13 protein-coding genes and 1 pseudogene are annotated in these 24,334 nt (G+C 59.5%); 3 read left to right on the top strand and 11 right to left on the bottom strand.

The annotated features are described in order from the left end of the window. Positions 1-76: 76 nt before the first annotated feature. The 5 genes and pseudogenes from ACVOK8_RS00070 to ACVOK8_RS00050 form a co-directional block, all read right to left on the bottom strand. Positions 77-3,163, bottom strand: a complete 3,087-nt coding sequence (locus ACVOK8_RS00070; RefSeq protein ID WP_481565022.1) for an efflux RND transporter permease subunit — start codon at positions 3,161-3,163, stop codon at positions 77-79. Next, on the bottom strand, positions 3,160-4,278 hold the full coding sequence (locus ACVOK8_RS00065) for an efflux RND transporter periplasmic adaptor subunit (protein ID WP_481565021.1): 1,119 nt from the start codon (positions 4,276-4,278) through the stop codon (positions 3,160-3,162). Before ACVOK8_RS00065 ends, ACVOK8_RS00070 begins: the two co-directional genes overlap by 4 nt. Positions 4,279-4,360: 82 nt before the next feature. Next, positions 4,361-4,978, bottom strand: a complete 618-nt coding sequence (locus ACVOK8_RS00060) for a TetR/AcrR family transcriptional regulator (protein ID WP_481565020.1) — start codon at positions 4,976-4,978, stop codon at positions 4,361-4,363. Between the two features lie 366 nt (positions 4,979-5,344). Then, a pseudogene (locus tag ACVOK8_RS00055) lies at positions 5,345-5,484 on the bottom strand (transposase); the annotation flags it as partial. An 87-nt stretch (positions 5,485-5,571) separates the two neighbouring features. After that, positions 5,572-6,642, bottom strand: coding sequence for an SDR family oxidoreductase (locus ACVOK8_RS00050; protein WP_481565018.1), 1,071 nt, complete (start codon positions 6,640-6,642; stop codon positions 5,572-5,574). A gap of 71 nt (positions 6,643-6,713) precedes the next feature. On the opposite strand from ACVOK8_RS00050, the gene ACVOK8_RS00045 reads away from it, so the two are divergent. From ACVOK8_RS00045 to ACVOK8_RS00035, 3 genes are all read left to right on the top strand, one after another. After that, a complete protein-coding gene (locus ACVOK8_RS00045; RefSeq protein ID WP_481565017.1) occupies positions 6,714-7,103 on the top strand; it encodes a MerR family transcriptional regulator in 390 nt (129 codons plus the stop codon). Positions 7,104-7,929: 826 nt separating this feature from the next. Next, positions 7,930-12,426 carry a PAS domain-containing hybrid sensor histidine kinase/response regulator gene (locus ACVOK8_RS00040; protein WP_481565016.1) on the top strand — a complete coding sequence of 1,499 codons (4,497 nt, stop codon included), beginning with the start codon at positions 7,930-7,932 and terminating at the stop codon, positions 12,424-12,426. Positions 12,427-12,431: 5 nt separating this feature from the next. Next, positions 12,432-13,457 (top strand): response regulator, encoded by a 1,026-nt coding sequence (locus tag ACVOK8_RS00035; RefSeq protein ID WP_481565015.1) that lies wholly within the window; start codon positions 12,432-12,434, stop codon positions 13,455-13,457. A gap of 974 nt (positions 13,458-14,431) precedes the next feature. Here the strand turns inward: ACVOK8_RS00035 and ACVOK8_RS00030 are convergent. The 6 genes from ACVOK8_RS00030 to ACVOK8_RS00005 all read right to left on the bottom strand — a co-directional run. Further along, on the bottom strand, positions 14,432-15,832 hold the full coding sequence (locus ACVOK8_RS00030; RefSeq protein ID WP_481565014.1) for a sensor histidine kinase: 1,401 nt from the start codon (positions 15,830-15,832) through the stop codon (positions 14,432-14,434). A 571-nt stretch (positions 15,833-16,403) separates the two neighbouring features. Next, positions 16,404-17,588, bottom strand: coding sequence for a beta-barrel domain-containing protein (locus ACVOK8_RS00025; protein WP_481565013.1), 1,185 nt, complete (start codon positions 17,586-17,588; stop codon positions 16,404-16,406). Beyond that, on the bottom strand, positions 17,585-19,867 hold the full coding sequence (locus ACVOK8_RS00020; protein ID WP_481565012.1) for a type I secretion system permease/ATPase: 2,283 nt from the start codon (positions 19,865-19,867) through the stop codon (positions 17,585-17,587). The genes ACVOK8_RS00025 and ACVOK8_RS00020 overlap by 4 nt, the downstream gene beginning before the upstream one ends. Then, entirely contained in the window at positions 19,864-21,252 is a 1,389-nt protein-coding gene (locus ACVOK8_RS00015) for a TolC family outer membrane protein (protein WP_481565011.1), read from the bottom strand. The genes ACVOK8_RS00020 and ACVOK8_RS00015 overlap by 4 nt, the downstream gene beginning before the upstream one ends. A 194-nt stretch (positions 21,253-21,446) precedes the next feature. Beyond that, complete coding sequence (locus ACVOK8_RS00010) at positions 21,447-22,412, bottom strand: OmpA family protein (RefSeq protein WP_481565010.1); 966 nt, start codon at positions 22,410-22,412, stop codon at positions 21,447-21,449. After that, positions 22,378-24,334, bottom strand: a 1,957-nt coding sequence (locus ACVOK8_RS00005) for a VWA domain-containing protein (protein WP_481565009.1), incomplete at its 5' end; no start/stop codon positions are given. The genes ACVOK8_RS00005 and ACVOK8_RS00010, both read right to left, overlap by 35 nt.

Here is a 24,334-nt window from a genome sequence, read left to right as displayed (position 1 = left end):
GCTGCATCCTCGCGAAGCACCCCTCGGGATGCTTCGCCTCCGTGTTGCATTTACCTTTCTCGCGGCGGGCGCTTTGTCATGCGATCTGCGTTGCTGCCTCAGGCTGCTTGCCATCGTCAGGCCGGATCTTGAACCAGATGGAGTACATCGCTGGCAGGAACACCAGGGTCAGTACCGTGCCAGCGATCGTGCCGCCGATGAGGGTGTAAGCCAACGTGCCCCAGAACACCGAGTGGGTAAGCGGAATGAATGCCAGCACCGCAGCCAACGCGGTCAGGATCACCGGCCGAGCACGTTGCACCGTGGCTTCCACCAAGGCCTGCCGCGGACTCATCCCCTCATGCTCGTTGTGGTGAATCTGCCCAATCAAGATCAGCGTGTTGCGCATCAGGATGCCGGACAAGGCTATTAGGCCGACCAGCGCGTTGATGCCGAATGGCTGCTGGAACAACAACAATGTTGGCACCACGCCGATCAAACCCAGCGGGCTGGTCAGGAACACCATGACCATCGCCGACATCGAGCGGACCTGCAGAACGATGATCAACAAGGTAGCCGCCAGCATGATCGGGAAGAGTGGCAGCATCGCCGCCATCGCCTTACCGGACTCTTCGATCGCACCGGCTTCGGTGATCCTGTAGCCCTTGGGCAGTGCTTCACGCAGCGGCGCTAGCGCAGCCGTCATCGCCACGGAGACATCCGGTGGTTGCAAGTTTTCGGCAATGTCGCCGCGGACGGTAATGGTCGGAACACGATCACGGCGGCGCATCACTGGCTCTTCCATGCGCACCTCAACCTTACCAATCTGCGACAAAGGAACGCGCTGCCCCGAAGCCCCGACGAGGGTGAAATCCTGCACCCTGGCCGGATCCAGGCGTGTCGTGCCGGAAGACCGGGCCAGCACCTGCACCGTACGTATGTCCTCACGTACGGTCGTCACCGGCACGCCGTTCAACAGGAACTGCAACTGCTGCGAAGCGCTGCTGGTGCTCAAGCCCATGGCCTGCAGGCGATCCTGATCCAGAGTGAAGTGCAACGCTGGCGTGCGCGCGCCCCAGTCACTGTTGACGGTGCGCATCATCGGGCTGGCATGCAGCTGCGCTTCAACCTTGCTGGCGATGCTGCGCAATACCTCCGGGTCGGGGCCGCTTACGCGGTAGGCCACCGGGAATGGAGAGTAAGGCCCAAACACCAGCTGACTCACGCGTACCTGCGCTTCTGGCGCCAAGCCTTCAGCCACTACCTCGCGCAGCCGATGTTTCAGTGCCTCGCGCTCCTCCTGGCTGTCGGTGCGGATCACAATCTTGGCGAATGCTGGGTCCGGTAGTTCCGGCGACATAGCCAAGAAGAAGCGCGGGGCGCCCTGGCCAATATAGGCGGTAACGATCCGCGCCTCTTTCTGGGTAGCCAGCCACGCTTCGACTTTTGCGGTGGCCGCACTGGTCTGCGCAATCGCGGTGCCATACGGCATCTGCACTTCCACCAGCACTTCAGGACGGTCGGAGATTGGGAAGAACTGCTTCTTCACCGCGCCCATGCCAACGATCGCCAGCGCGAACAGGGCAACCACCGATCCGGCGACCAACCACTTGCGTTCGATCACACGCGCCAGCAGATGGCGGAAGCGGTTGTAGCGAGGAGTGTCATACAAGGCTTCGTGGCCGCCTTCGACCTGCTTCAATAGCGGCAAAATTTTCACGCCTAGGTACGGCGTGAACACTACCGCGACCACCCACGACGCAATCAGCGCTATGCCAACGATCCAGAACATATTGCTGGTGTACTCACCGGCGGTGGAGCGTGCAAAACCATTAGGCATGAAGCCGACCGCAGTGACCAGCGTGCCTGCCAACATCGGCGCGGCTGTATGGCTCCACGCGTAAGCGGAGGCAGCCACGCGACTGAAGCCTTCCTCCATCTTCACCACCATCATCTCGATGGCGATGATGGCATCGTCCACCAGCAGGCCGAGGGCCAGAATCAGTGAACCCAGGGTGATCCGGTCAAAGTTCTTGCCGGTTGCAGCCATCACCAGGAACACAACTGCCAATGTCAACGGTACAGCTGCGGCAACAACAACACCGACCCGCCAGCCCATGCTGACGAAGCAGACCAGCATCACGACGACCAGCGCCACGAAGAACTTCACCATGAACTCGTTGACCGACGAACTGATGTTATCGGACTGATCCGTCACCTTGCTGAGCGCCATGCCCAATGGCAGATCGGCGTTGATCTGCGCGACCTCGCTGTCCAGTGACTTGCCGAGGTCAAGTCCGTTCCAACCATCGCGCATCACCACGCCCAGCAGCAGCGCCGGCTCGCCACCATTGCGGATGAGGAAGGTTGCCGGGTCCTCGTAACCACGCTTCACCGTGGCGATGTCGGCCAGTTTGATGGTCTTGCCGCCGGAAACAATCGGCGTATTACGAATCTTGTCCAGCTCATCCAACGCGCCATCGAGGCGCACGAACACGGTGGGCCCTTTTGTTTCCACTGAGCCGGACGGGGTCAGTGCGTTCTGTCCGTTGAGCGCCGCAAACACATCCTGCGGGCTGACTCCCAGCGTGGCCAGTCGATCATGCGAGAACTCGACGAAGATGCGCTCGGACTGTTCGCCGATGATGTTTATCTTCTTCACCCCCGGCACGTGCAGCATGCGTTGGCGCAGCACCTCGGCATCGCGGGTCAGCCTGCGCTGTGCCTCACCTTTAGCTTTCAGTGCGAACAGCGCGAAAGTGACGTCAGCGTACTCATCGTTGACCATCGGCCCGATCACGCCACTGGGCAGGTTCGCCGCTTCGTCCTGCAGCTTCTTGCGCGCTTGATAGAACTCCTCCTGGACCTGCGAAGGCGGCGTACTGTCCAGCAGGCTCAATGTGGTGAACGCCAGTCCGGGACGTGTGAAAGTCTCACTACGGTCGTACCAACGCAGCTCCTGCAGCCGCTTCTCCAGCTTCTCGGCCACCTGATCCTGCATTTCCTGCGCAGTGGCGCCCGGCCAGGCAGTGACGATGGTCATCACCTTCACCGTGAACGCTGGGTCTTCGGCGCGGCCGAGCTTGAAGAAGGAGACGATGCCGGCCAACGACACCAGCAAGATCAGGAAGACCGTGATGGAGCGTTCGCGCACGGCCAGCGCGGATAGATTGAAACCACTCACTGCGCCGGCACTCCTGCAGTTGCCGCGGCAGTGCGTTCAAAGATGCGTACCGGCTGGCCTTCGCGAAGCAGGTGCGCACCCAACGCGGCAACGCGGTCGCCGTCTTTCAGGCTAGCGGCCACATACGCGGTGTCATCGGCGATGCGTAGCACCTGCACCGACCGCCAACTCGCCTTGGCCGGCTCGCCCTCAATGAGCCACACACCCGCGCCTTTGCCAACGTCACTCAGACCAGCCAGCGGCACGCTTACACCGCTGTTTGCCGGTCCTGTACCTTGGATGGGCAATTCCAGCGTCACGGTGGCACCAAGCGGCGCTGGCTCGCCCTGCCCTTCCAGCACGTAGCGCGCTTCAAAGGTTCGGGACATCGGGTCGGCCGCGCCGGACAGCACTCGAAGACGGGCACCAGCCGACGCGTCGGTGCGGCCGAAAATGGTTGCCTTAGCGCTGGAACCAATGGCTGGGCGCAGAGTCTCGGGCAACTGCACCACTGCCTCACGTAGACCAGAACGGGCTAGACGAACCACTACCTGCCCAGCGGAGACGACCTGACCAGGCTCGACCAGAGTCTGCGCAACGACGCCATCGACATCGGCGAGCAGGACCGTGTAGCCACTGGCATTGGCAGCCACCGCCGCCTGCGCCTGTGCCGCGCGCAGTTCCGCCTGTGCGGTATCGGCGGCGGCCTTGATCTGGTCATAGGCAGATTGCGAAACCACCTGGCTTGCGGCCAGTTTCCGGTATCGCACCTCGTCCTGCGCCGCCTGCGTCGCGCGTGCCTGAGCCGCAGCCACCGCTTGGCGCTGCGCGCTGGCTGCCAAATCGAGATCTGCCGGATCAATGCGTAGCAGCGGCTGTCCACGTTTGACTTGCTGGCCCGCATCCACCAGCCGCTCCAATACCTTGCCGGAGACCCGGAAGCCCAAGTCGCTCTCCACCCGGGCCTGAACAGTGCCGGTAAAGGTGCGGGTCTCGCTGGCCCCAGCATGCACGGTCTCGACCCTGACCAACGGCTGCTCGGTTCTGGGATCTGGCTCGGGCTTGCTGCTACACGCAGCCAAAGCCAGAGAGAGGATGGAGAGGGACAGGAGAGCCGGAGAGCGATGCAGCAGCATGGAAGAGCCTGAGAAGGAGCTGATCAGGCTGGCATTGTTATTTCTAGTGACCAATTATGTCAATAGTCACATTACCGACAAGCTAGGGAGATAGGCTTCTCAGGATCAGACTGGAAAGTCGCGCCGGGGCCTCTTCGCTGTACTGCAGACTCTGTCGCAGCAGCAACGGATTCAGGTAGGGCCGCATGACCAGGTAGATGGCGTGCGAGGCCTCGTCCAGCGGCGTCTTGCGTTCGAAATCGCCTGCCACCCGGCCCTGCTCCACTATCTTCTGCAGGTGCGCACGCACCCGTGCCTCGTAAGCGACGGCCGTGGGCCAGCCCTCCGCCGCCGCCGCGGCGGCAATCTCGTACAGCTTCCGGTCTTGATTGAATAGCTCCACGCTTGCCTCCACTGCCACGCGGAACATACGCCGCAACTGTTCCGGCGGGCTGTCAGTACTGGCGATGGCCGCCTCGATCTGTTCCTCGATGCCACGCAGACAGGTTTGGCAGATCGCCTCGCCAATCGACTGTTTCGAGGCAAAGAACTTGTAGATGTAGGCCTTGGAAAAACCGATTGCCCTAGCGAGGTCAGAGACGGTGGTCTTCTCGTACCCGTAGTGACTGAAATGCTCGGTCGCAGCGGCGACAATCTGGTGGCGGACATCATGGTCCTCGGGGCCCCGTACTAGAGGCGGAATCTCAGTTTCTTTGCTCATCGGAGTACTTTAGCGCCGGCTTGCCGACGTAGCAAATTGTGACTCATTTAATTACTAGTCACCGAGGGGCGCCGCCGGTTATCGGGAGCCGCTCGCTCCAAACGAACGCAAGGGAATCGCAGCGAGGGTCGCGTCCCGAGTAAAGCGGAAAGCAACTTCTCTGATGGGCCAACCCGTGCTTTGATCGCAGGTTGTCGACCCCTCGAAGTTCAATGTCAGGCTACAGCAGGGATTTCCGGTCCGGGCTGTTACCGACGGAGCTAGGCGAACGTCAGCTCGCCAAGGCCTGTCGTGAAGTATCTCGGTGCTTTAATCAGCCATCCGGTTTAGCTTGGCGTGCTCGGCTCCAACGTCTCGAAGTCGCTACAAGTCCAAAGCTTCCGTTCCGCCGTAAATGAACTTCCATACGTAATCGGTCGCATCGGAAATGCCCAGGTCATGGCAGACGTCCTTCATCTCTGTTCCAGATCAACCTGATTCAACGCCGTAACGATCTCTGGATGAATTTGCTCTGGCGCACCGGCGGTCCCCTTAGGGCTGGCTTGTCCGGAGATCTCTAAGAATGCCGGGATCAATTTTATGGGCAGGCGAGACTAGCCCCTAATCAGGTAGTTTGAGTGAACGAATGCTGCAGTGTTACGAAGGGACTGGCGCATGTCCGGCTTGCCTATCCCATGCCGTTGGCAGAATAGTTCAACCTCTGCCGTATTGAAACGCGTCGTTTGTATAAAGTCCAAGGATTCGGCATTTGCGTTCAAATAGCGCGCAACGGGACGAATACCCAGCAGGAGTTTCAACAGCCGAAGAGGAACGTGGTGTCTTGGCGGCTTTACGCCAAGCGGCTTTGCCACCTCCGCCAGAAGTTCTCGCAAGCCAGGGCTTTGGCCATCAAGCGCCAGCAGCTCCTTTCCCCCCATGCCAGGATCAAACGCACATGGCACCGCCAGATCAACTAGATAGTCAACGGTGACCAGTGGCAGCCAATGGTCTGCAGTACCAGGGACAGCCGTCAGCTTGCCTTGTGCAAGATTGCGCATCAAGTCGACTAGTGGCTGCCCGTCGAGAATATGCCCGGTGCGACTATGACCGCAAACAGTAGCCGGATGGACAACGGTCATCTCTCCTCCGGCGGCCGACATCACTCCCAAGGTCGAGAAATGCGCCTCCAGCTTGCTTCCTTCGTAAGCACCTACACGACGATAGACGGCCGACCAGTTGGTCAGCTCTGGATGGGCGATGTCGATTCCGATGCGTTGAAGGTGTTCAACGTTTTTCAGCATGTAACCGCCGAACATTATCAATCGGCTATCTTGCTCTGCGGCCATTAGAGCCACCCGCCTCGAACCTTCAACGTTGACCGCACGGGCTTGCTCCATTGAAAGCCCCCAAGCGAAATTAGCGCCAAGATGGAACACAACCTTGGATTGTCGTACTACCTCACGGTCCGCATGGCCCAGCCCAATGCTCTCTTGAGTAAGGTCGCCGGCTACGGCAAAGACCTTGGTGGCTACCCCTCCCAGTTGGTCGACTTGCTCGCGTAGCGCAGCCAAGCGTTCCGGGCGACGCATCAGCACCCGAACCGTATGCCCCTTCGAACTCAGGCATGCCACTAGATGCTGTCCGATGAAGCCGGTCCCTCCCGTAACAAAGCACTCGACGCCCACTTCCTAATTCCTTGGTAGGTGAAAAATCGAGTGTAAACTGTAGACCTAACTCTACAGTCAAGCACTTATTTATGAGAATTGGCGAACTCGAGATCCGTAGCGGCGCTAGTCGCCATACCCTGCGCTACTACGAAAAGATCGGCTTGATCTCACCGTCACGGCGAACCAACAACTACCGTGTTTACACAGCACAAACTCTCCAAGACGTGGAGTTCATCCAGCATGCGCAGAGCATGGGCTTTTCGCTTGGTGAAATAGGCGAAATCCTGGGTGCTCGCCGAAGCAAGGCGATCGATTGTGCTGCAGGCGTCGCCATCATCTCCAAGAAGATGGCGGACATTGAAAGCAAAATATCGCGCCTCAAAATGATTCATGAGTATTTGAATCAGGAACGCGAAACTCTCAGTGCCAGTGCGGCCAAGCAGCTTGAACTTCAGAAGCAGCAAACTACCTTCAAGTGAGCAGCCATATCATGGTGCGGGTTGGCAGCGCTGGAAAAGCGAGCCAGGTCTCCCTTTGTGCCACAGTCGGATCTCTCCTAACTGCAGTTTCGTCTGCCTACAAATTTGGCCCAGAAGTTGTTGGAGGTCTTCGGGAAAAGCACCAGTTCACAGCCGATGCCCGCTGTCGGTCATAAGAAGACATCATCGCTATAAACGCCTGACCATCGATGCTGCAGTTACAAGACATAAACCGGCAACCAGTTGAGACATGCTGTTTGGTTCCGGCGCCTCCTTCCGAGGCGGGCATCAGTTCCCGAACCGCTCAAACATGGCCTTTGCAGTGATCGTGATTAGAAGCAGCTCAGTGATGCCTGCTGCTAGACGCTCTGCAACATGGCCCACCAACACCGCGCTGTAACAGAGTCCCCGGTGTCCCTGCGCGACCGCCATGGAACGTCGCAGGCCAAAAGGCGGATGTAGTCCTACCCCACTACACCGATGAGCTCAGCTTCTCCGTAGAGACCTCCAAATTCCCTATGCACGCTGTCCTCAAGGTCGCTTGCAGGCAGCGGTGCCACAGGACCGTTGTGTGGGATCGTCCCCACCCGAAGCGCAGTCCCCCGATAGGAGGCGCACTCGGGTCTCCCGCATGCCAGAAAATGGCATTTTCTCCGCCCGCTCCCCTCGCGCAGTCGCAAAGCCTCAGCGCATGACCACGGGTATTGGACGTATTGGACCGTGATCACTTGAGACGCGCTCCATACTGTCTTAGAGTGCGCCGAGCGTGCTTGCCGTGCCCTTGGCGTCAGAAGGGCCACTGTCTTGGAGACATGTGGGGGAGTGCATGGAGAAGGAAGATAGATACGAAACTTCTACCCCGCGATCGTTGGATCGCCGGTGGCTCGCCTGCGGCCTGGGCCTGCTGGGCATAGGATTATCGGTGCTTGTTGGTGTCATGCAGCATCGTGACAACCAGCAACACCAGCGTTACCTTTTCGATCAGGTTGCCAACGCAGCTGCTGCCACGCTGCAAACACAGCTGGCGATGTTCGACCAAGGGCTGCGCGGTACCAGAGGAGCGATAATTGCCGCTGGCCCGCAATTGGACCGAGATCGCTTCCGTGCTTACAGCGCCTCGCGGGACTATGCGCGTGAGTTCCCAGGGATACGTGGCTACGGATATATACAGCGCGTAGCTGCGGAAGACCACGACGCGTTCATCGAGGCCGCCCGCACCGATGGCATGCCGAATTTCCAGGTGCACGCACTAGCTCCCAACGATGGCGAACGCTTCGTCATTCGCTACATGGAGCCGATGGTGGACAACGAGGCTGCACTCGGCTTGGATATTGCTTCCGATCCAGTGCGACGTACGGCAGCGGAGCTTGCGGCAAGAAGTGGCCAAGCTTCTTTCACTCCGCCGATCACCCTGGTGCAGGAGGCCGGCCTGAAACGGCACGGTTTCCTATTACTGCTGCCGATCTACGCCTCACACCACCCCCTTGGGACAGCGGAGGAACGATGGATGGACGCGCGAGGTTGGGTGGTCGCGCCCCTGACGATAGATGCCGTCCTCGATCGCCTGGAGCATGAACAGCGGCCCTACGCGATTGCACTCACCGATGTTGGCGAAAACGCCAATAGCGGCCCGTTCTACACCAGCCCCGATTTTGACTCGTTGGATCCGAACGCGCCGCAGTCGGTCCGTCACTTGAACATTTATGGGCGCGACTGGCGTGTGCAATTCAAGGCCCGCCCAGCCTTCATCCCCAGTCTTGATCTTCCAACGCCTTGGCTGACGTCGCTTGTAGTCGCCGGGCTGGGTCTGCTAAGCGTCGCGGTCTGGTACCTGGTGACTACAGCACGCGTACGCCGGCGTGCCGCATTCCTGGATCACGCGCAGCTACTGGCCCTGGTGTCAGGTTCGAGCGAGACCATCATCGCCTGCAATCCCGTTGGCCGTATCTCCTTGTGGAATGCGGCTGCGGAGCGAACTCTGGGCTACGCAGCGAACGAGGCACTCGGCCGTCGCGTCGACAGCATACTTGTCGACGACGCAGGCAACCCCGCTTTCGACGATCTTTCCAAGGACATCATCGGCGAACCGCATCAACTACGTCGCAAGGATCAGGGACTAGTTGATGTGCTCGTCAGCCTCTCGGTGATCCGCGACCCCGCCGGTCATATGCAGGGCGCGTCATTCTTCCTGCATGACATCTCACACCACCTTCGCGCCGAGGAACAGTTCAGGCGCGTCGTCGAGGCGTCCCCCAGTGCGATCTTGATGGTTAATGAAACCGGCGGCATCCAACTGGCCAATGCGAAAGCCGAGGAACTCTTTGGCTACCCGCGGGAAGAACTGCTGGGCACGACCATGGATCGACTCCTTCCAATGGAGACACGTGGCCACCACACCGGCTATATCGAGCGCTACTTCCAGCAACCCCAAGCGCGCCCGATGGGCGCCGGCCGCGACCTCTACGGACTACGGCGCGATGGCACGCGCGTCCCGGTGGAAATAGGGCTGAACCCGATAAACACCGCAGAAGGTCGTTTCGCACTCGCCTTCATCATCGACATCACCGAACGCAAACGACATGAGGAAGGCATCATGCGCCTCAACGCCACCCTCGAGCAGCAGGTACTGGATCGAACCGCTCAGATACGCACCTACTCCTCACGTTTGGGCGCAATCCTGCAGCATGCCGGCTACGCCATCATCGTCACGGACCTGCTGGGCCGGATCACACTTTTCAATCCCGCAGCGGAGCGCATGTTGGGGTATGAAGCCAATGAAGTCACCACGAGCGACACCAATGCCGATCGACTGCACGACGGAGAAGAGCTGCGCTCCCGCGCGTCCGCGCTGTCGACGCAGCATCACCGCAAGATCGGCGCATCCTTTACGCAGATTGCCGCCCTCACCACCTGCAATGGGAGCGACATCGCCGAATGGACGTACGTATGCGCCAACGGCAAACAACTTCCCGTTGCGCTTAATGTAAGTGCATTGCAGGACGACCAAGGAGAGGCATCCGGCTTCCTTATAATGGCTTCGGACCTCACCGAGCAGAAACAGCGCGATTCAGCACTCCACCATGCCATCACCGCCGCGGAGCAGGCCAATCGCTCCAAGAGCGACTTCCTGGCGAACATGAGTCATGAAATCCGCACACCAATGAACGCCATCCTGGGGATGCTCTACCTGCTGGACCGCGCTGACTTGCCTGCCCCCGCACAGGACATGACCCGCAAGATCAATGTAGCGGCACGGTCGTTGCTGAGCATCATCAACGATGTGCTGGATTTCTCGAAGATTGAAGCCGGGCGGATCGAAATTGAGCACGCTCCCTTTGATCTGGCCGAGGTGCTCGACAACGTCGCTACGCTCATGGCCTCCGCGGTTGATACGCGTGCGGTGGAGATGCTCGTTTCGCCGACGCCGGAAGGTGCCCGCTACCTGCGCGGCGATGCCCTGCGCCTGGGCCAAGTGCTAGTGAACCTGGTCAGCAACGCAATCAAATTCACCGAGCGCGGTGAGGTAGGACTGCACGTCACGCGCCAGCCCTGCGCGGACGAACGGAAGATCCGCCTGCGCTTCTCCGTTTTCGATACCGGCCTGGGTATCCCACAGGAGAAGCAATCCATGGTCTTCTCTCCGTTCTCGCAAGTCGACTCATCGACAACACGACGTTTCGGCGGCACCGGCTTGGGCTTGAGTATCTGTCGGAAGCTAGTGGCACTGATGGGAGGCACGCTGGAGGTAGAGAGCAGCCCCGGCCAAGGCAGCACGTTCTTCTTCACCCTCGATTTTCCGCTGGCCAGCGCGCCCGGCGAAAAGCTGCCGATACAGGGCCCGTGGCATGTATTGGTCGCAGATGACCATGATCTGGCGCGCGAGCACCTGAATACACTCATCCGTGGGTTCGGCTGGACAATCGAGGAAGTCGAATCCGGCCTGCAGGCCGTCGAGCGTGTCACCACGTCCAGCGCCAGGCGTTGTGATGTGGTCCTTATGGATTGGCAGATGCTGGGAATGGACGGGCTTGCCGCCGCCGCGGACATTCGCCGTCGGGTACAGACCGCACGGCAACCCATCATCATCATGGTCACGGCTTTCGAACGAAAGCTGATTGACGACGAGGCAAACCGCGGCGCCGTTGATGCCGTGCTAACCAAGCCGGTCACCGCATCCGTGCTCTACAACGCTATCAACGAAACGCTCGCCCTACGAAACCCCGCATTGCGTAGGCGAAACAGCGCAGCGCCCTCGAGCCGCCGACTGGAGGGGTTCCGCCTCCTAGTCGTCGACGATAGCGAGATCAACCGGGAGGTGGCACAGCGCATCATGGAGGACGAGGGCGCCGTCGTGGAGCAAGCCTGCGATGGTCGTGCAGCCTTGAACCTTCTGCACGACAAACCCGATCGTTACGACGCCGTGCTGATGGATGTGCAGATGCCGTTGATGGATGGCTACGAGGCTACCCGCCATATCCGGGCGTCGCCAATGCTAGCCGAATTACCGATCATCGCGCTGACCGCGGGGGCGTTCAAAACGCAGCAAGATGCGGCATTGAGCGCCGGCATGAATGCCTTCGTCGCAAAGCCATTTGAAGTGCCCGACCTGATCGCGGCCATCCTCCGCAGCACGCGTGCTGCGTCGCAGCCACGCCCGCGACAACCGGATCTGCTACAAACAAATCCAGAGCGTGCGGCAACATCAGCGCTTGAGCTAAGCAACATGCCGCTGCTCGACGTCGACAAAGGACTGGCCTATTGGCGGGAGGCCGGCCCCTACAAGCGGAACCTTGCGCTGTTCGCGAAGCGCTACGAACGCGCGGTGGAGGGAGTCGAAGCCAACCTGATCCTGCATGACACGCCACAGGCACGCGCCGACCTGCATCGCATGCGCGGCGCAGCTGCATCGCTTGCGTTATCGCGCCTGGTTGCCGCATGCGCCGAGGTCGAGGAATGCCTGGCACAGGAATTGGACGCCGCTGACGCACTCCGGCGAATGGCACCAGTGCTGGAAGAAACACTAGCAAGCCTGCACCACTACTCGCAGACCCGTGAAACCGATCAGCGCCCTGCCAGTGCCGCTCCACATGCGGATCCGGTCAACGCGCTTGAAGAATTGCTCGCCGCCTTGGACGGCGCCAGCCCGGAAGCAATCGAGCATGCGCTCCACCGCCTGCCGGCCGGGCTGCCCGACGATGTCCGGCAACGCATCGTGCTGTGTATCGAGGAGTTTGATTACCCCACGGCCGAACATGAGGTCCGCGCCTTGTTGAAAAGCGTCAACACTCATTCCCCCCCTGCCCAATCATCAACACAGGATTGACGGACATGCCCAGCGGCCCGATCCTCTGCGTGGACGACGAGCCCAGCAACTTGGCGCTTCTTCGCCAAATTCTTGGAAACGAATACAAGCTGGTATTTGCGCGCGACGGTGAACAAGCACTAAGCGTCGCCGGCAAACACACGCCAAGCTTGGTTCTGCTGGATGTGGAGATGCCTGGCATGGATGGTTATCAGGTCGCGGCCGCGCTCAAGGCCAATGCTGCCACCGAGCACATCCCAGTCATCTTTGTTACCGCGCTGAACCGGGAAGTGGATGAACGCGCCGGCTTCGAATGTGGCGGGGTGGACTACATTACCAAGCCGGTTTCGCCCTTCATTCTGCGCGCGCGGGTGAACACGCATCTGTCGCTTGTTCGCGCCTCTGCGTTGAGCAGCAGCTATCAGGATGCCATCCAGATGCTCAGCGTGGCGGGGCATTACAACGATTCGGATACCGGCGCGCATATCTGGCGCATGGCCGCCTATGCCCGCGTTCTGGCCGAAGCAGTGGGCTGGGAGCTTTCCAGGGCGAAACTGCTGGAACAAGCCGCACCTATGCATGACACCGGAAAGATCGGGATTCCCGACGCTATCCTGAAGAAGCCAGGCAAGTTGGACACCGGTGAGTGGGAGATCATGCAGCGCCACACGCTTATCGGGTTCGAGATTCTCAGCCGCAGCAAGGCGCCCTTGTTCGAACTGGCAGCCGAGATCGCCCTCAGTCATCACGAACGCTGGGATGGAACAGGCTATCCACACCGTCTGGCCGGCAGCCGCATCCCGGAATCGGCCCGCATCGTAGCGATTGCTGATGTATTCGATGCCCTGGCAAGCCGGCGTCCCTATAAGGAGCCGTGGCCGGTGGATGCCGTCGTCGAAAAGATAAGGGAAGGCCGAGGCGGCCACTTCGATCCGCAGATGGTGGACGCCTTCGGAAATTGCTTGCCGGAAATTTTGGTGATTAAGCGTTACTGGGATCAGAAGGAAGCAGAGCCAACGGCCGTTACTGATCCGCCACCGCAAACGAAGTGAGCCGTGGTCGTAAGTGGCCTGCAGCACGTAGGTCCGCTTCGCGACCTTGGCACGCGGGCAGATACAGGGGGCATCAAAGACCAGGGCAATGGGGGGCTGGTGGAAACTCCTCAGGTACGGTCGCGGGGAAATCCTGCGAAATTCCTTATTTCAAACATAAGTACTCGAAAGAATGTCCTTCATCTTGTACTTCCTATGCGCGAGTCACCTCCGGTGACGATTGCACCCCCTGACCTTGCACTGCCCCACGCACTCTTCGCCAGGGATGTCCCATGAACCATGAAGATGCCAGAGTAGAGCTGGACGATCTCGCTACCGAAACTATGGACTCCGCCCACTCTTGGAACTATTCCAACCGTCCGAACAGTCTTCGCTCCCTAGAGATCCTTGCAAAGAAGGTTCTTAGATCGACATCTTGGCCTCCGAACGAAACTGAGCAGCGGAACGGAATCGAGGCCGTCTAGACAAAATCAAGAGCATGCTGGCCGCCACAGAGCAACTGGAAGACCTACGATTAAACTTGCGACATTGATTCGTTAGGGCACTCTCAGCCCAATCGTACGAGTGCCGGAATCACGACGAGCCTTGCGGGCGTCACGCCCGTAGTTTTGGCTACGCGGCCGGCGCACTGGAGTTTGGGCTCGCAGCGCAAAGGTTTTCCCCTCAACATCGAGAGAACATCGGCGGTGGTGAGCCGCCGCCCCAAAGCTTACCCCCTCCCTCTCTGTCCAGGGCAATATCCATCGCAGCTTTCTGACCTGGCGCACAAGCGCCGAAGAATCCGATTCCATCCACCTAGCAGTAAAGCCGCCGTTGCCGCCAGACCAGATAGGAGAACCGACCGAATGGCATCCATCGGTGGCCCCCAGACCATTGCTCACATAATCCCAAAAAATTCATCTGTTGCGCACACGTTTGCCTCGCCGTGGCGCCCACTCACCCGCTCGAATCTGGAAATCCCTGCTGGAGCGTTGTCAGGCCCGATTCGGCTCCAGCAGATAGTCAGGAAAGCGGACGAAAATCGTTGTCCCAATGCCTAACCGACTTTCTGCGCTTACGCTACCACCAGCCCGTTCGACAAGATCGCGAACGACAGAAAGACCAAGTCCACTCCCTTCTCCGCGCGGCTTGGTGGTGAAGAACGGATCGAATGCTTGTGCCAGCACCTCGCCTTCCATGCCCTCTCCAGAGTCTGCCAATCCCAACACCAACCGATTGTCGTCCATGTACGCTCGAAGGAAGAATTCCCCACCATCAGGCATCGCATGATCTGCATTAGCGGCGACATTCAGGATCATGAGATCGAACTGCAGTCTGTCAAACAACACGGCCGGCAACCCCTCATCCACTGCAACTTCTATCTTCACCCGTGCCCCCATCAATTGCCGAATCATCGGCAACAGCGCCATCAACGCTTCTCCTGGATCGAACCACTCTTCCGCCCCTTCCTCCTGCCGAACCAACGACAGCAACCGGCGATTCAGTAATGTTGCACGCTTCACTGCCAGATCCACACCCATCAGCGATTCCTGCATCTTCGCTTCATCCCCGGAATGCAGTCCGATATGCACGTAGCCACTGGCTACTGCTAGAACATTCCCAAAGTCATGCGCAACTCCACTGGCAAGCCTTCCGACGGCTTCCATTTTCTGAGCTTGAATCAATTGAGTGAACGTGCGCTCTCGCTCCGTCATCTCCTCGGTCAGTCGCTGGTTGGAAACAGTCAATGCATCTCCGCGCGCCTTCGCCTCCTGCAGGCTTTCGCGGAGAGCGGCTGAGGTCCGATCCAGCACCACCGAGATCATCAGGAATATCGCGGCACTGAAGGCCGCGTCGCCGACGAGCTCCACCGCGCTGCCCTGCCGCCCGATGTCGACCCCTATGCCCAATGCGAACGCGATCGCAATACTGAAGAACATCATCCATAGCGCCGCACGTCCCACAACCAACGCAGCAATCGCCATCCAGATTGCCAACACCGGTTGTTCAAAGCGCTGTGCGCCAAAACCTGAGATCAAGTACGCAGGAATGACCGTCGCAACGAATACACACAGCAATGCATATGAGGCGGCCTTGAATCTTCCCTTGCGAACGAGCACAAAACTCATTGCGGAGATGAAACTCACCGACAAGGACAGCGCCATATTGGCGATCTCGCCCGACCTCCATGGGATATCCACCAGAAAAGCCCGATAGCACCAGGCTCCCGTAGGCAATACCGCCAGCAGAAATGAAATAAGTTGAAGCATTGCCGCATTTCTGCGATCGACCGCGTCGGCAATCGGCACGTTCCGCAACCACTTCAACACTTGACGCCATGCTCCCAATCCTTTGGCCAGCTGCCTCGTCAGTGACGCCGTGACCTTGTCATCCACCTTTGTGCCTCCTCGACGCAATCGCATTCATCATCAGTTCGCACATTCCCACTTCGAAAATGTAACAGTCAGCCGGCGCCTGGGCGCCCGCCGCTCTTCCGAGGGCGTAAACAGGTCTAATCAATACCCAGATTACCGGCAGCACAAGCGTTGCATCATCCAGCCTATCCTTGCCATCTACACGACGATAGAGCCTGAATTCTTGGACGACAACGCGGCATTGCAGGCGCGTAACAGAAGGCGATCAATCTCGTACTCAACACAGGCATCATCAACTCCCCCAAGACGCATGGTGAATCGCAATATGGAGGTGAGCCGATCATGCCGCTGGTATAAAGACAGAAGCGGGAGGTCTCTCTCGAAACCGTCGATGAGTTCAGCCAAATGGCGCAGCTTTTCGGATGGCATTCAAGGATGACCGATAAGTTGATACAACTATCTGCGCACGGCTGGCGGCAACAGCCCTCTGACGTCCAGATACCCTGGTAGATATATGGACGCCCTGGGTGCTCCGCTCATATGCCCACCGTGTCGTTCTCAGGCATGATTACCATCAGAGGTGGTTGCGCGGTCAACGCTCACGCAGCGCCTCTCCAGCACGATTCAGCGGTTTAACAAGGTACTGCCATATGGTCTTGCTGCCGGTGCGAATATCGGCCGTGGCTATCATGCCAGGCACGATCGGAAACTCTTTCCCTGCTTTGTTTCGCAGCGCATCGCTGTCAGTCCGGATGAACACCCGGTAGTAAACGACCTCGGGTTTGACCTCATCGCGGATGGTATCTGGTGAAATGGTGACAACCTTGCCGGAGAGCCCGCCGTAGATGGCATAGTCGTAGGCGGTGATCTTCACCAAGGCCTCCTGTCCGGGATGTATGAAAGCAATGTCGCGCGGTGAGACCTTGGTTTCAACCAACAATTGATCACCCAACGGTACGATCACCATCGCCTGTCCATTTGGCGGCACCACGCCACCAATGGTAGTGACCTCGACATCCTTCACCACGCCGCGTACCGGAGAACGCAGCGTCAGTCGCGTCAACGAATCAGCACGTCCGCGGACCACCGAGGACAACGACTCAACCTCTGCATTCGCCTTCGCTAGTTCCTCGCGGCTGCGCACCATATATTCCGAGCGCACCTCGGCAATCTTCAAACGCAGCTCTGAGCTCTGCCGCTGTAAGCGCAGCAACTCCACACTGCTGGCTGCACCGGTTGCCAGCAACGACTCGGTGATGTGAAGTTCTCGGCTCACCAGGTCCAACGAACGTTGTAGCCCCCCAAGCGACTCGGCCACGCTCGCACGCCTCGACCTGAACAATGCGCTTTCGCTGGTGATCAACTCCGGGTGCGCAGAGACTAGCTCTTCAGGAAAGTGCAAGACAGCGGCACCCTCCACTTCTGCCTGCAAACGGACCGAACTCGCCAAAGCAGCGCGGTACTTCGCCGCAGTTTCCTCGACGCTAGATTCGCCGCGGGTAGGATCCAGCTGCGCCAGCACCTGATCTTTCTCGACAATGTCGCCCTCGGCAACGTTCAACTCAGCCAAGATGCCACCTTCCAGTGACTGAATCATCTGCTCGCGCGAGATCGGGATCACCTTGCCCGTACCACTGGAGACTTCGTCGATTTCAAACCACCACGCCCAGACCAGAAACAGCAACAGGAAGCCACTGATCCATAGCACCACCCTGGAGGAACCCGTAGCGCGGACCTCGTCGCTACCTGACACGTCATCTGCCTTCCATGCGCTCATGCCTTCCCCTCCTCCGGTGCGTCATTGCCATCCGCGCTTTCGCCACCTTGGGTAACTTTGTCATTCTGGGTTCTCATCCTGACGTTCCCCACGGAGAGCTTGTGCGCGGGTTTGGCTCGCGTGAATCTGGTGGTTCCCGCAACCTTTCCGCGCAGCTTCTCGATGACCTCATCGCGAGGCCCATCCAAAACCACCAAGCCGTTGTCGACGACCAATACTCGGTCAACCAGTTGCAACATCGCCATGCGATGCGTGGCAATGACCATCGTCGTGGCTTCAGGCAATCCCGCCAATGTTTGGATGACCCCCTGTTCAGCCGCCTCATCCAGTGACGCACTGGGCTCATCCAATAGCAGTACGGTCGGATTTCGCACCAGCAACCGCGCCAGCATCAGGCTCTGGCGCTGGCCACCTGACAGGCCCAGGCCCCCTTCAAGCACCATATGGTCCAGGCCATCAGCCAATGAGCGCACGTAGGACCATGCGCCGCCTGCCCGCAGCGCCATCATCAGTTCCTCATCAGTCGCAGTTGGCGCCCCCATCATCAGATTCTCGCGCAACGTTCCATAGAACAGGCGGGACTCCTGTGAGAGGAAACCAACGTCCCTACGGACATCCGCTGGATCGATGTGTGCCAGCGGCGTGTCGTCCAGCAGTACATGACCAGACTGTGGCTCCATCATTCCGGACAATGCCCGCAGCAACGTCGATTTGCCAGCACCATTGCGACCAAGGATCGCGATCCGCTCGCTGGAACGGACCTTCAACCCCACAATCTTCAGTGCCGGCTGCTGGCCGTCATGACTGAAGACCGCATTGGTGAACACGTAGCTGCCAGCCAGCGACGCACGATGGATGCGCTTGCCGTGGTCCGGGGTGTCCACCGGCATCCGCAGCAGATTGTCCAACGCTTCCTTCGCAATGCGAGCCTGCTGCCAGCGGCTGAGAATCTGGGTCAGGCTGGCAAGCGGTCCCAACATGCGGCTGGATAGCATCGAAGCAGCCACCAGCACACCGGTAGTGATGTCGCCCTCCATCACCATGGGCGCTCCGACGAACACCACAACGGTGAACACACCGGTTTGAACGATCTGGGACCAGTTGCTCAGTGTGCTTGTCAGGTCACGCAGCTTCATGCCGGTATCGGCATTGATCTCGTTGTAATGGTTCCAGTGCGTCTGGAATCTGGACTCTGCCTGCAGCAGCTTTATGTCTTCTATCCCCTGCACCGCCTCAACCAACATCGCATTGCGCAGCGACGACTCCCGCATTCCCTCCTGGGCCAATGCGCGCAGGCGCTTCTGCAATAGGATTCCCGGCAACACCATGATCACCGCTGCCAGCACCGGAATCCACACCAGGCTGCCGGCGATGTACCAGAAAAAAACGCAGAAAAGCAGGAAGAACGGCACGTCAGCCACGGCAGCGATGGTCGTGGAGGTCAGCATGTCCCGTACGGACTCCAACTCGCGCAGCTGGGATATGAACGTACCCGTCGATTTGGGCCGGGCAGCGTTACGCACACGAAGTGCGTGGCCAAACACCTTGTCGGATACACGCAGATCGGCGCGCTTGCCCAATACATCGGTGATCCGGGTACGCGCCTGCCGCAACACGTAAGCGAACACCATGGAAAGTAGGACTCCACCGAACAACACGTACAGCGTGGGCATCGACTGGGCTGGTACAACCCGGTCGTACACCTGCATCGAGAACAGGATACTGGCGATACCGAGAAAGTTGGTGACCAGCGATGCCAGAAGGATGTGCCAGTATGGCCGCATGTCGGCCAATACCAGTTGGCGCAACCAGCCCGGCTCGAACGGTTTGATGTAATCATCGACGCGACTATCCGGCACCGAACGCATCGGGCGTGCCACTGCCATGCGTACCACCGCCGCGTTCAGCGTCACGGCATCCAATGTGGTGGGCAGGCCGCTATCGCCACCGAGCTCCAGGGTGAACCCCGCCGCCGTCATGGCCGTCACAACACCGACCTGTCCGTCGTTCAGCTGCACCATCAAAGGTAGGCGCCACGGAGTCAGGCGGCTAGGGTTTGGCGCCACCCAGCGTAACGCTAGTCCAACCTGGCGTGCCAGCTGCGGCACGCGCTGCTCCACCGGCCGCCGCTCACCGGCCTGGCCATCCCAATCCGCTGCAATACGAATCGCTTCAGGCGAACAATCAATGCGGTAGTGATTCGCCACGCACAGGATCGCATCGACCCAGCCGTTCAAGTCTTGGGGGGCATTCGCCCCTGTTCCTGCGGAGACGCTCATGGGGTCAGCTCCACGCCTGCCAGTGTGTGGCCATCCAGATGGAATGCACGGCGCAGACCTCCACCTGCAGCCAGGCAATCCACCTGCATACGCTGCAGATCGAGCATGTTGTTCACGCTTTCCACTCGCGCACCATGGAACTCCTGTTCGGCATTGAGCAGGTCCAGCAAGGAACGGGTTCCCAGATCCAGATACTGTTGCCGGTACAGGTCCCGCGTGTGTTCGATGCTGCCGGTGCGCTCATCCAACACGCTTCTTCGGCCTGCATAACCTTTCGCGCGTGATCGCGCGTCTGTCAGTTCCTGACTGGCCTGCAGTCGCACATGCTCCAACGCTGCCTCTGCCGCTGACAGCGAATGGACCGATGCCCGTCGCCGCGCGGCGTTACCGCCACCTTGGTAGAGAGGTGCCGTTACGTTCAACGAAATCGACGCGTCGTAGGGCCTGTTGATGCGTGAGTCAGCATTCAGGCCACGGCTTACAGCGCCATCCACGGACAAGGTCGGCCGACTCTGCGCGCGAGCATTTTCCAAATCCGCCTGCGCCGCGCGAAGTTGCGCCTGAGCGATCAGCACCGCCGGCACGGACAGTGGTCCGGCATCGCCTCCAACGATGTCGCAGGCGTCTGCAAGTTGCGTGTCCGCCAGGCCTTCCGTCACGGGCAAGCGTGGCGCACCGGTGAGCTGCCGCAGTTGCAGGCGCCAACGTTCCAGTTGAGCGGCGACCTCCAGAAGATTGGCGAATGCAGCTTCTTCACGTGCCTGTGCCTGTAGTTCATCGGACAACGGGCTGGCTCCCTTCGCACGTCGCTCGCGTGCCAGATCAGCGATGGACCCCACACCCGAACGCTGTGCCTTGCCGAGTTCCAACAGCGCCTCGTAACGACTGACTTCGATCCACGCATGCGCGGTTTCCTGCACAAGTTGATCAACCGCCAACAGGACTCTCGCCCGGGCTCCCTCGTGATCGGCTTGTGCACGATCGACGCCACTGGAGACCTTCCCGAAGTCGTAGAGCATCTGCGAGGCGGATACGGTCAGCTGATGAGCGCTACGACTGTCGTATCCCGACAGAGCGCGGTTGCGCCAGTCTGAGCCCAACCCTGCACGCAGTTGCGGGTAGTAGCCAGCACGCGCCACCTGGATCGCTTCATCCGATTCCATCAGGTAGCCCGCGGCATTGCGTATGCTCGGATGCCACTTCACGGCCATTTCCACTGCCGGACCGAGTTCCAGCGGCATCGGTAGCGATGGGCCCGTCATGTCCTGCTGACCCGGCCTGACAGAACGCGTCAGCTCCGATGCCGGTGCGGTGTTGATCAGGACGACAAGCAGGACTGCCACCCGTCGAGCCAACGCATGTCGATCCATCAAGAGATTCTTCATTTCAGATACTTGTTTTTACAGTCGAGGATTGGCTGAGGAACAAACCGAACGCCGGCATCCACCCGGCAGCTCCCCGATTCCGGGGCCGCCATCAACAGCCGTCGGATTTGATATCCAACACAAAAAGAGCGGGCCGCTGTGGCGGCCCGCAACAAGGAAGGATCTACGTGCTTCCATCCCCGTTTCAATCTTGGTCAATCGACCGGCGTAATGGTGATGGCGACGCGGCGGTTGGGCTTGAGGCAGGCGCGCAGCTCAGGTGTGGAACGCTCGCCTTCGCACTGCTTAACCTGCTCAGCCAAACCACGTCCGGACGTGGTGATCCTGTCGATGGCTATACCACGATTCACCAAGTACGTAGCTACCGCCCGCGCACGCTGCTCGGACAATCGCTGATTGTATGCAGCGCTACCAAGCCGGTCGGTATGGCCAACGATGTCGGCCTTGCTGTTGTTCCCAAACAACTTGGCGGCTATGCCGTCGAGAACCTGCATGCCCTCGACACTGAGCAGGTCCTTATCGAAGTCGAACAAGAAATCGCCCGACAAGTCGATCCGCTCAGGCGTCGCTGGCGTCGTCTGCGGGGCCAATGCCGCCATCGCCAGTCGACACTGGTAACGCCGCCAAGAGGTCTCGCGCACGGTTGTTCCGTCGGCTTCGAACACCACCTTGTACTGGCAAACGATGAAGTCTTCATCAGCCACGTCAAGCTTGAGGTTGTAGTTCCATTCAGGCCCCCGCTCACCGTTCTCAGTGGACAGCGGCGCACCCAACAGCTCTCGTACCTGCCCATCGTTGATCCCCGGCTTCACGCTCAGGATCTGAGCAGTTGGAATACGCCGTCCGTCACGCTGGAACGGTTCGTCGTAGTCGGGTACTTCCATCGTCACGTCACTGTAATCCAGCCCGTGCGGATTGATGTCCGCCGCGCTGCTGCGACTTTGGGCATGGCTCGCAAACGGAGCCAAGAGTGCAACCGCCAGCATGCTTGTCAGTAGTTTCTTGTTCATTTCTTGACCTCGATTCTTCAGGAAAGCGGGAACGTCCAGCCCTTGCGGGGCGCGTACCACGCCATCGATTCCGATGGAGCCGGATGGGCCGCTGGCCAACCCGGCTCCAGATGCGTCACACCATCGCTTGATGATGCTGGTCCAGCTCATCCAGCGGATGCACCAGGGGCAATGGCATCGCGACCGGCGTAAGCGGACCGGAGAAGGTCTGCATGTCGCCGCCAGGCAGCGATGCATCCAGGCTTCCACTCCCGTACGACACGACCAGATCGCTCAACGCCGGCAAGGCATGCGCTTGTTCGCCCGTCACTCCTGTGATGCTTTCGTCACCATGGAAGGCGAATGACGGTCCGCCATCTGCACTATTCGGAAGGACGGTGCCCACCGGATGGACCGTGATGGTCAACGTCGACGACGCCGTGTCGCCATCGTTGTCGATCAGTGTGAAGCCGATGTCCTCGACCCGAGTGCCCGAATCGATGATCGGCGGGGTGTAGCTGTACTCCCCCGTCTCCATGTTGACGATCAGCCGACCTCCGGTATTGACGGAGCCATTTGGACCTTCGGTAAGGATGTTCCAGGTGTTGGTCGCCGCATCGAACAAGCCGTTGGCAGCACCACCCGTCACGCTTCCGTCGTCATGGTAGGTCCGGCCGTTGACGGTGATGTCGAGCAATCCGCCGCCATCGGCACCAAGACCAGAGTTCCCGCCCAGAGTGCCGTCCATATCCACCACTGCACCCTTGGAAGCATCAATGGCTGAGTCGCGCAGGATGGGCGGCAGATCGTCGATATCATTCACAAAGACGGAATCGGTGTCTTCGTTGTTGATACCGTCATAGGCGATGCGGTCCATGTTGCCGCGTGCATTGGCCTGCTGACCCGTCGGAACCTCCATGCCAAATACCTGGGAGAGGATCTGGTTGGCTTCCAGGAAGTCTTTCCATGCGGCCTCTTCCGCATCATTGATGCCGTTTCCAGCTGAACCAGGAATGCCCCAGTTGCTGTTCTGATTTGGCTCACCATCCGTCAGGAAGTAGGAGACATTCTTGCCTCCAGCGATCTTGCCTGGATCATCGAATGCGTCCATCGCTTTGAGCAGGGCAGCGTCATAGTTGGTTCCAAGGCTGTTTGCGTTGATGCCATTGACATATGCCTTCGCCGCGTCGATGTCACCCCATGAAGTCCCCCAGGCCTGGGTGCCTGCGGCTGTGCCGAACACCACGATCTGTACCGCGACATTTCCGAGCCCTGCATAGGTATCGAGCAATTCGGTTACTGCCGCCTTCATGCCGGCAACCCTGCTAGCGGTCATGCTGCTTGAGATATCCAGGATCAACATGACGTTGGTGTCCTGCTCAGGCAGCACCACGTCCACCGAACCCGGGTTGGCAACAGGTGCATCGTCGTGCACCGTCACCGTCAGGGTGCCAGTAGCTGGAGGATTGACGCCATCGTCAGCGGTTACCGTCAGGTCGATATCCAGGGCCTGGTCCTCGCTGCCCGAGTGATCAAGCGGTTTCAGCAAGGTGACCGTGTAGTTGCCCTCGTTGTCGATGGTCGCATTGATAACCTCCTCGCCACCTGCCGTGCCGATCAACGGATCGCCCACGGAACCGGTACCACTCCAAGTCACCACCTCGCCACCAGAGGTCAGGCCAACCGGGCCAGCCAAAGTAACCGTCAGCGGACCGCCTACGGTATCGGGGTCGTTGATGTCGACCTGACCGGTCGCGGTTGTCGGACTGTTGTTTCCGTCCGGGAAGCCACCCGGCAGTCCCTCCTCATACACCGCCGCCTGAGCGTCAATGATGAGCGGCGAACTGTCATCCACGTCCAACTCGTTGAGCGTGACGGTGATGGTGGTCGTGCCGCCATTGCCGTCGCTGGCCACCACCGTGATCTGGTGGCTGTTGCCGGTCGACTCGTAGTCATTCGCCAGCGACGCTGCACCAGCCGGCGTCAGGGTGATCACACCCGTGGTCGGATCGATCGCGTACCAGCCATTGTCGTTACCCGCGCTGATGGCGAAGGTCACGTTGTCGCCATCCACGTCACCGGCCTGGACCTGG

The sequence above is a fragment of the Stenotrophomonas sp. STEN083 genome (genome assembly GCF_056759195.1).
This window is presented reverse-complemented; position numbering and strand designations above follow the sequence as displayed.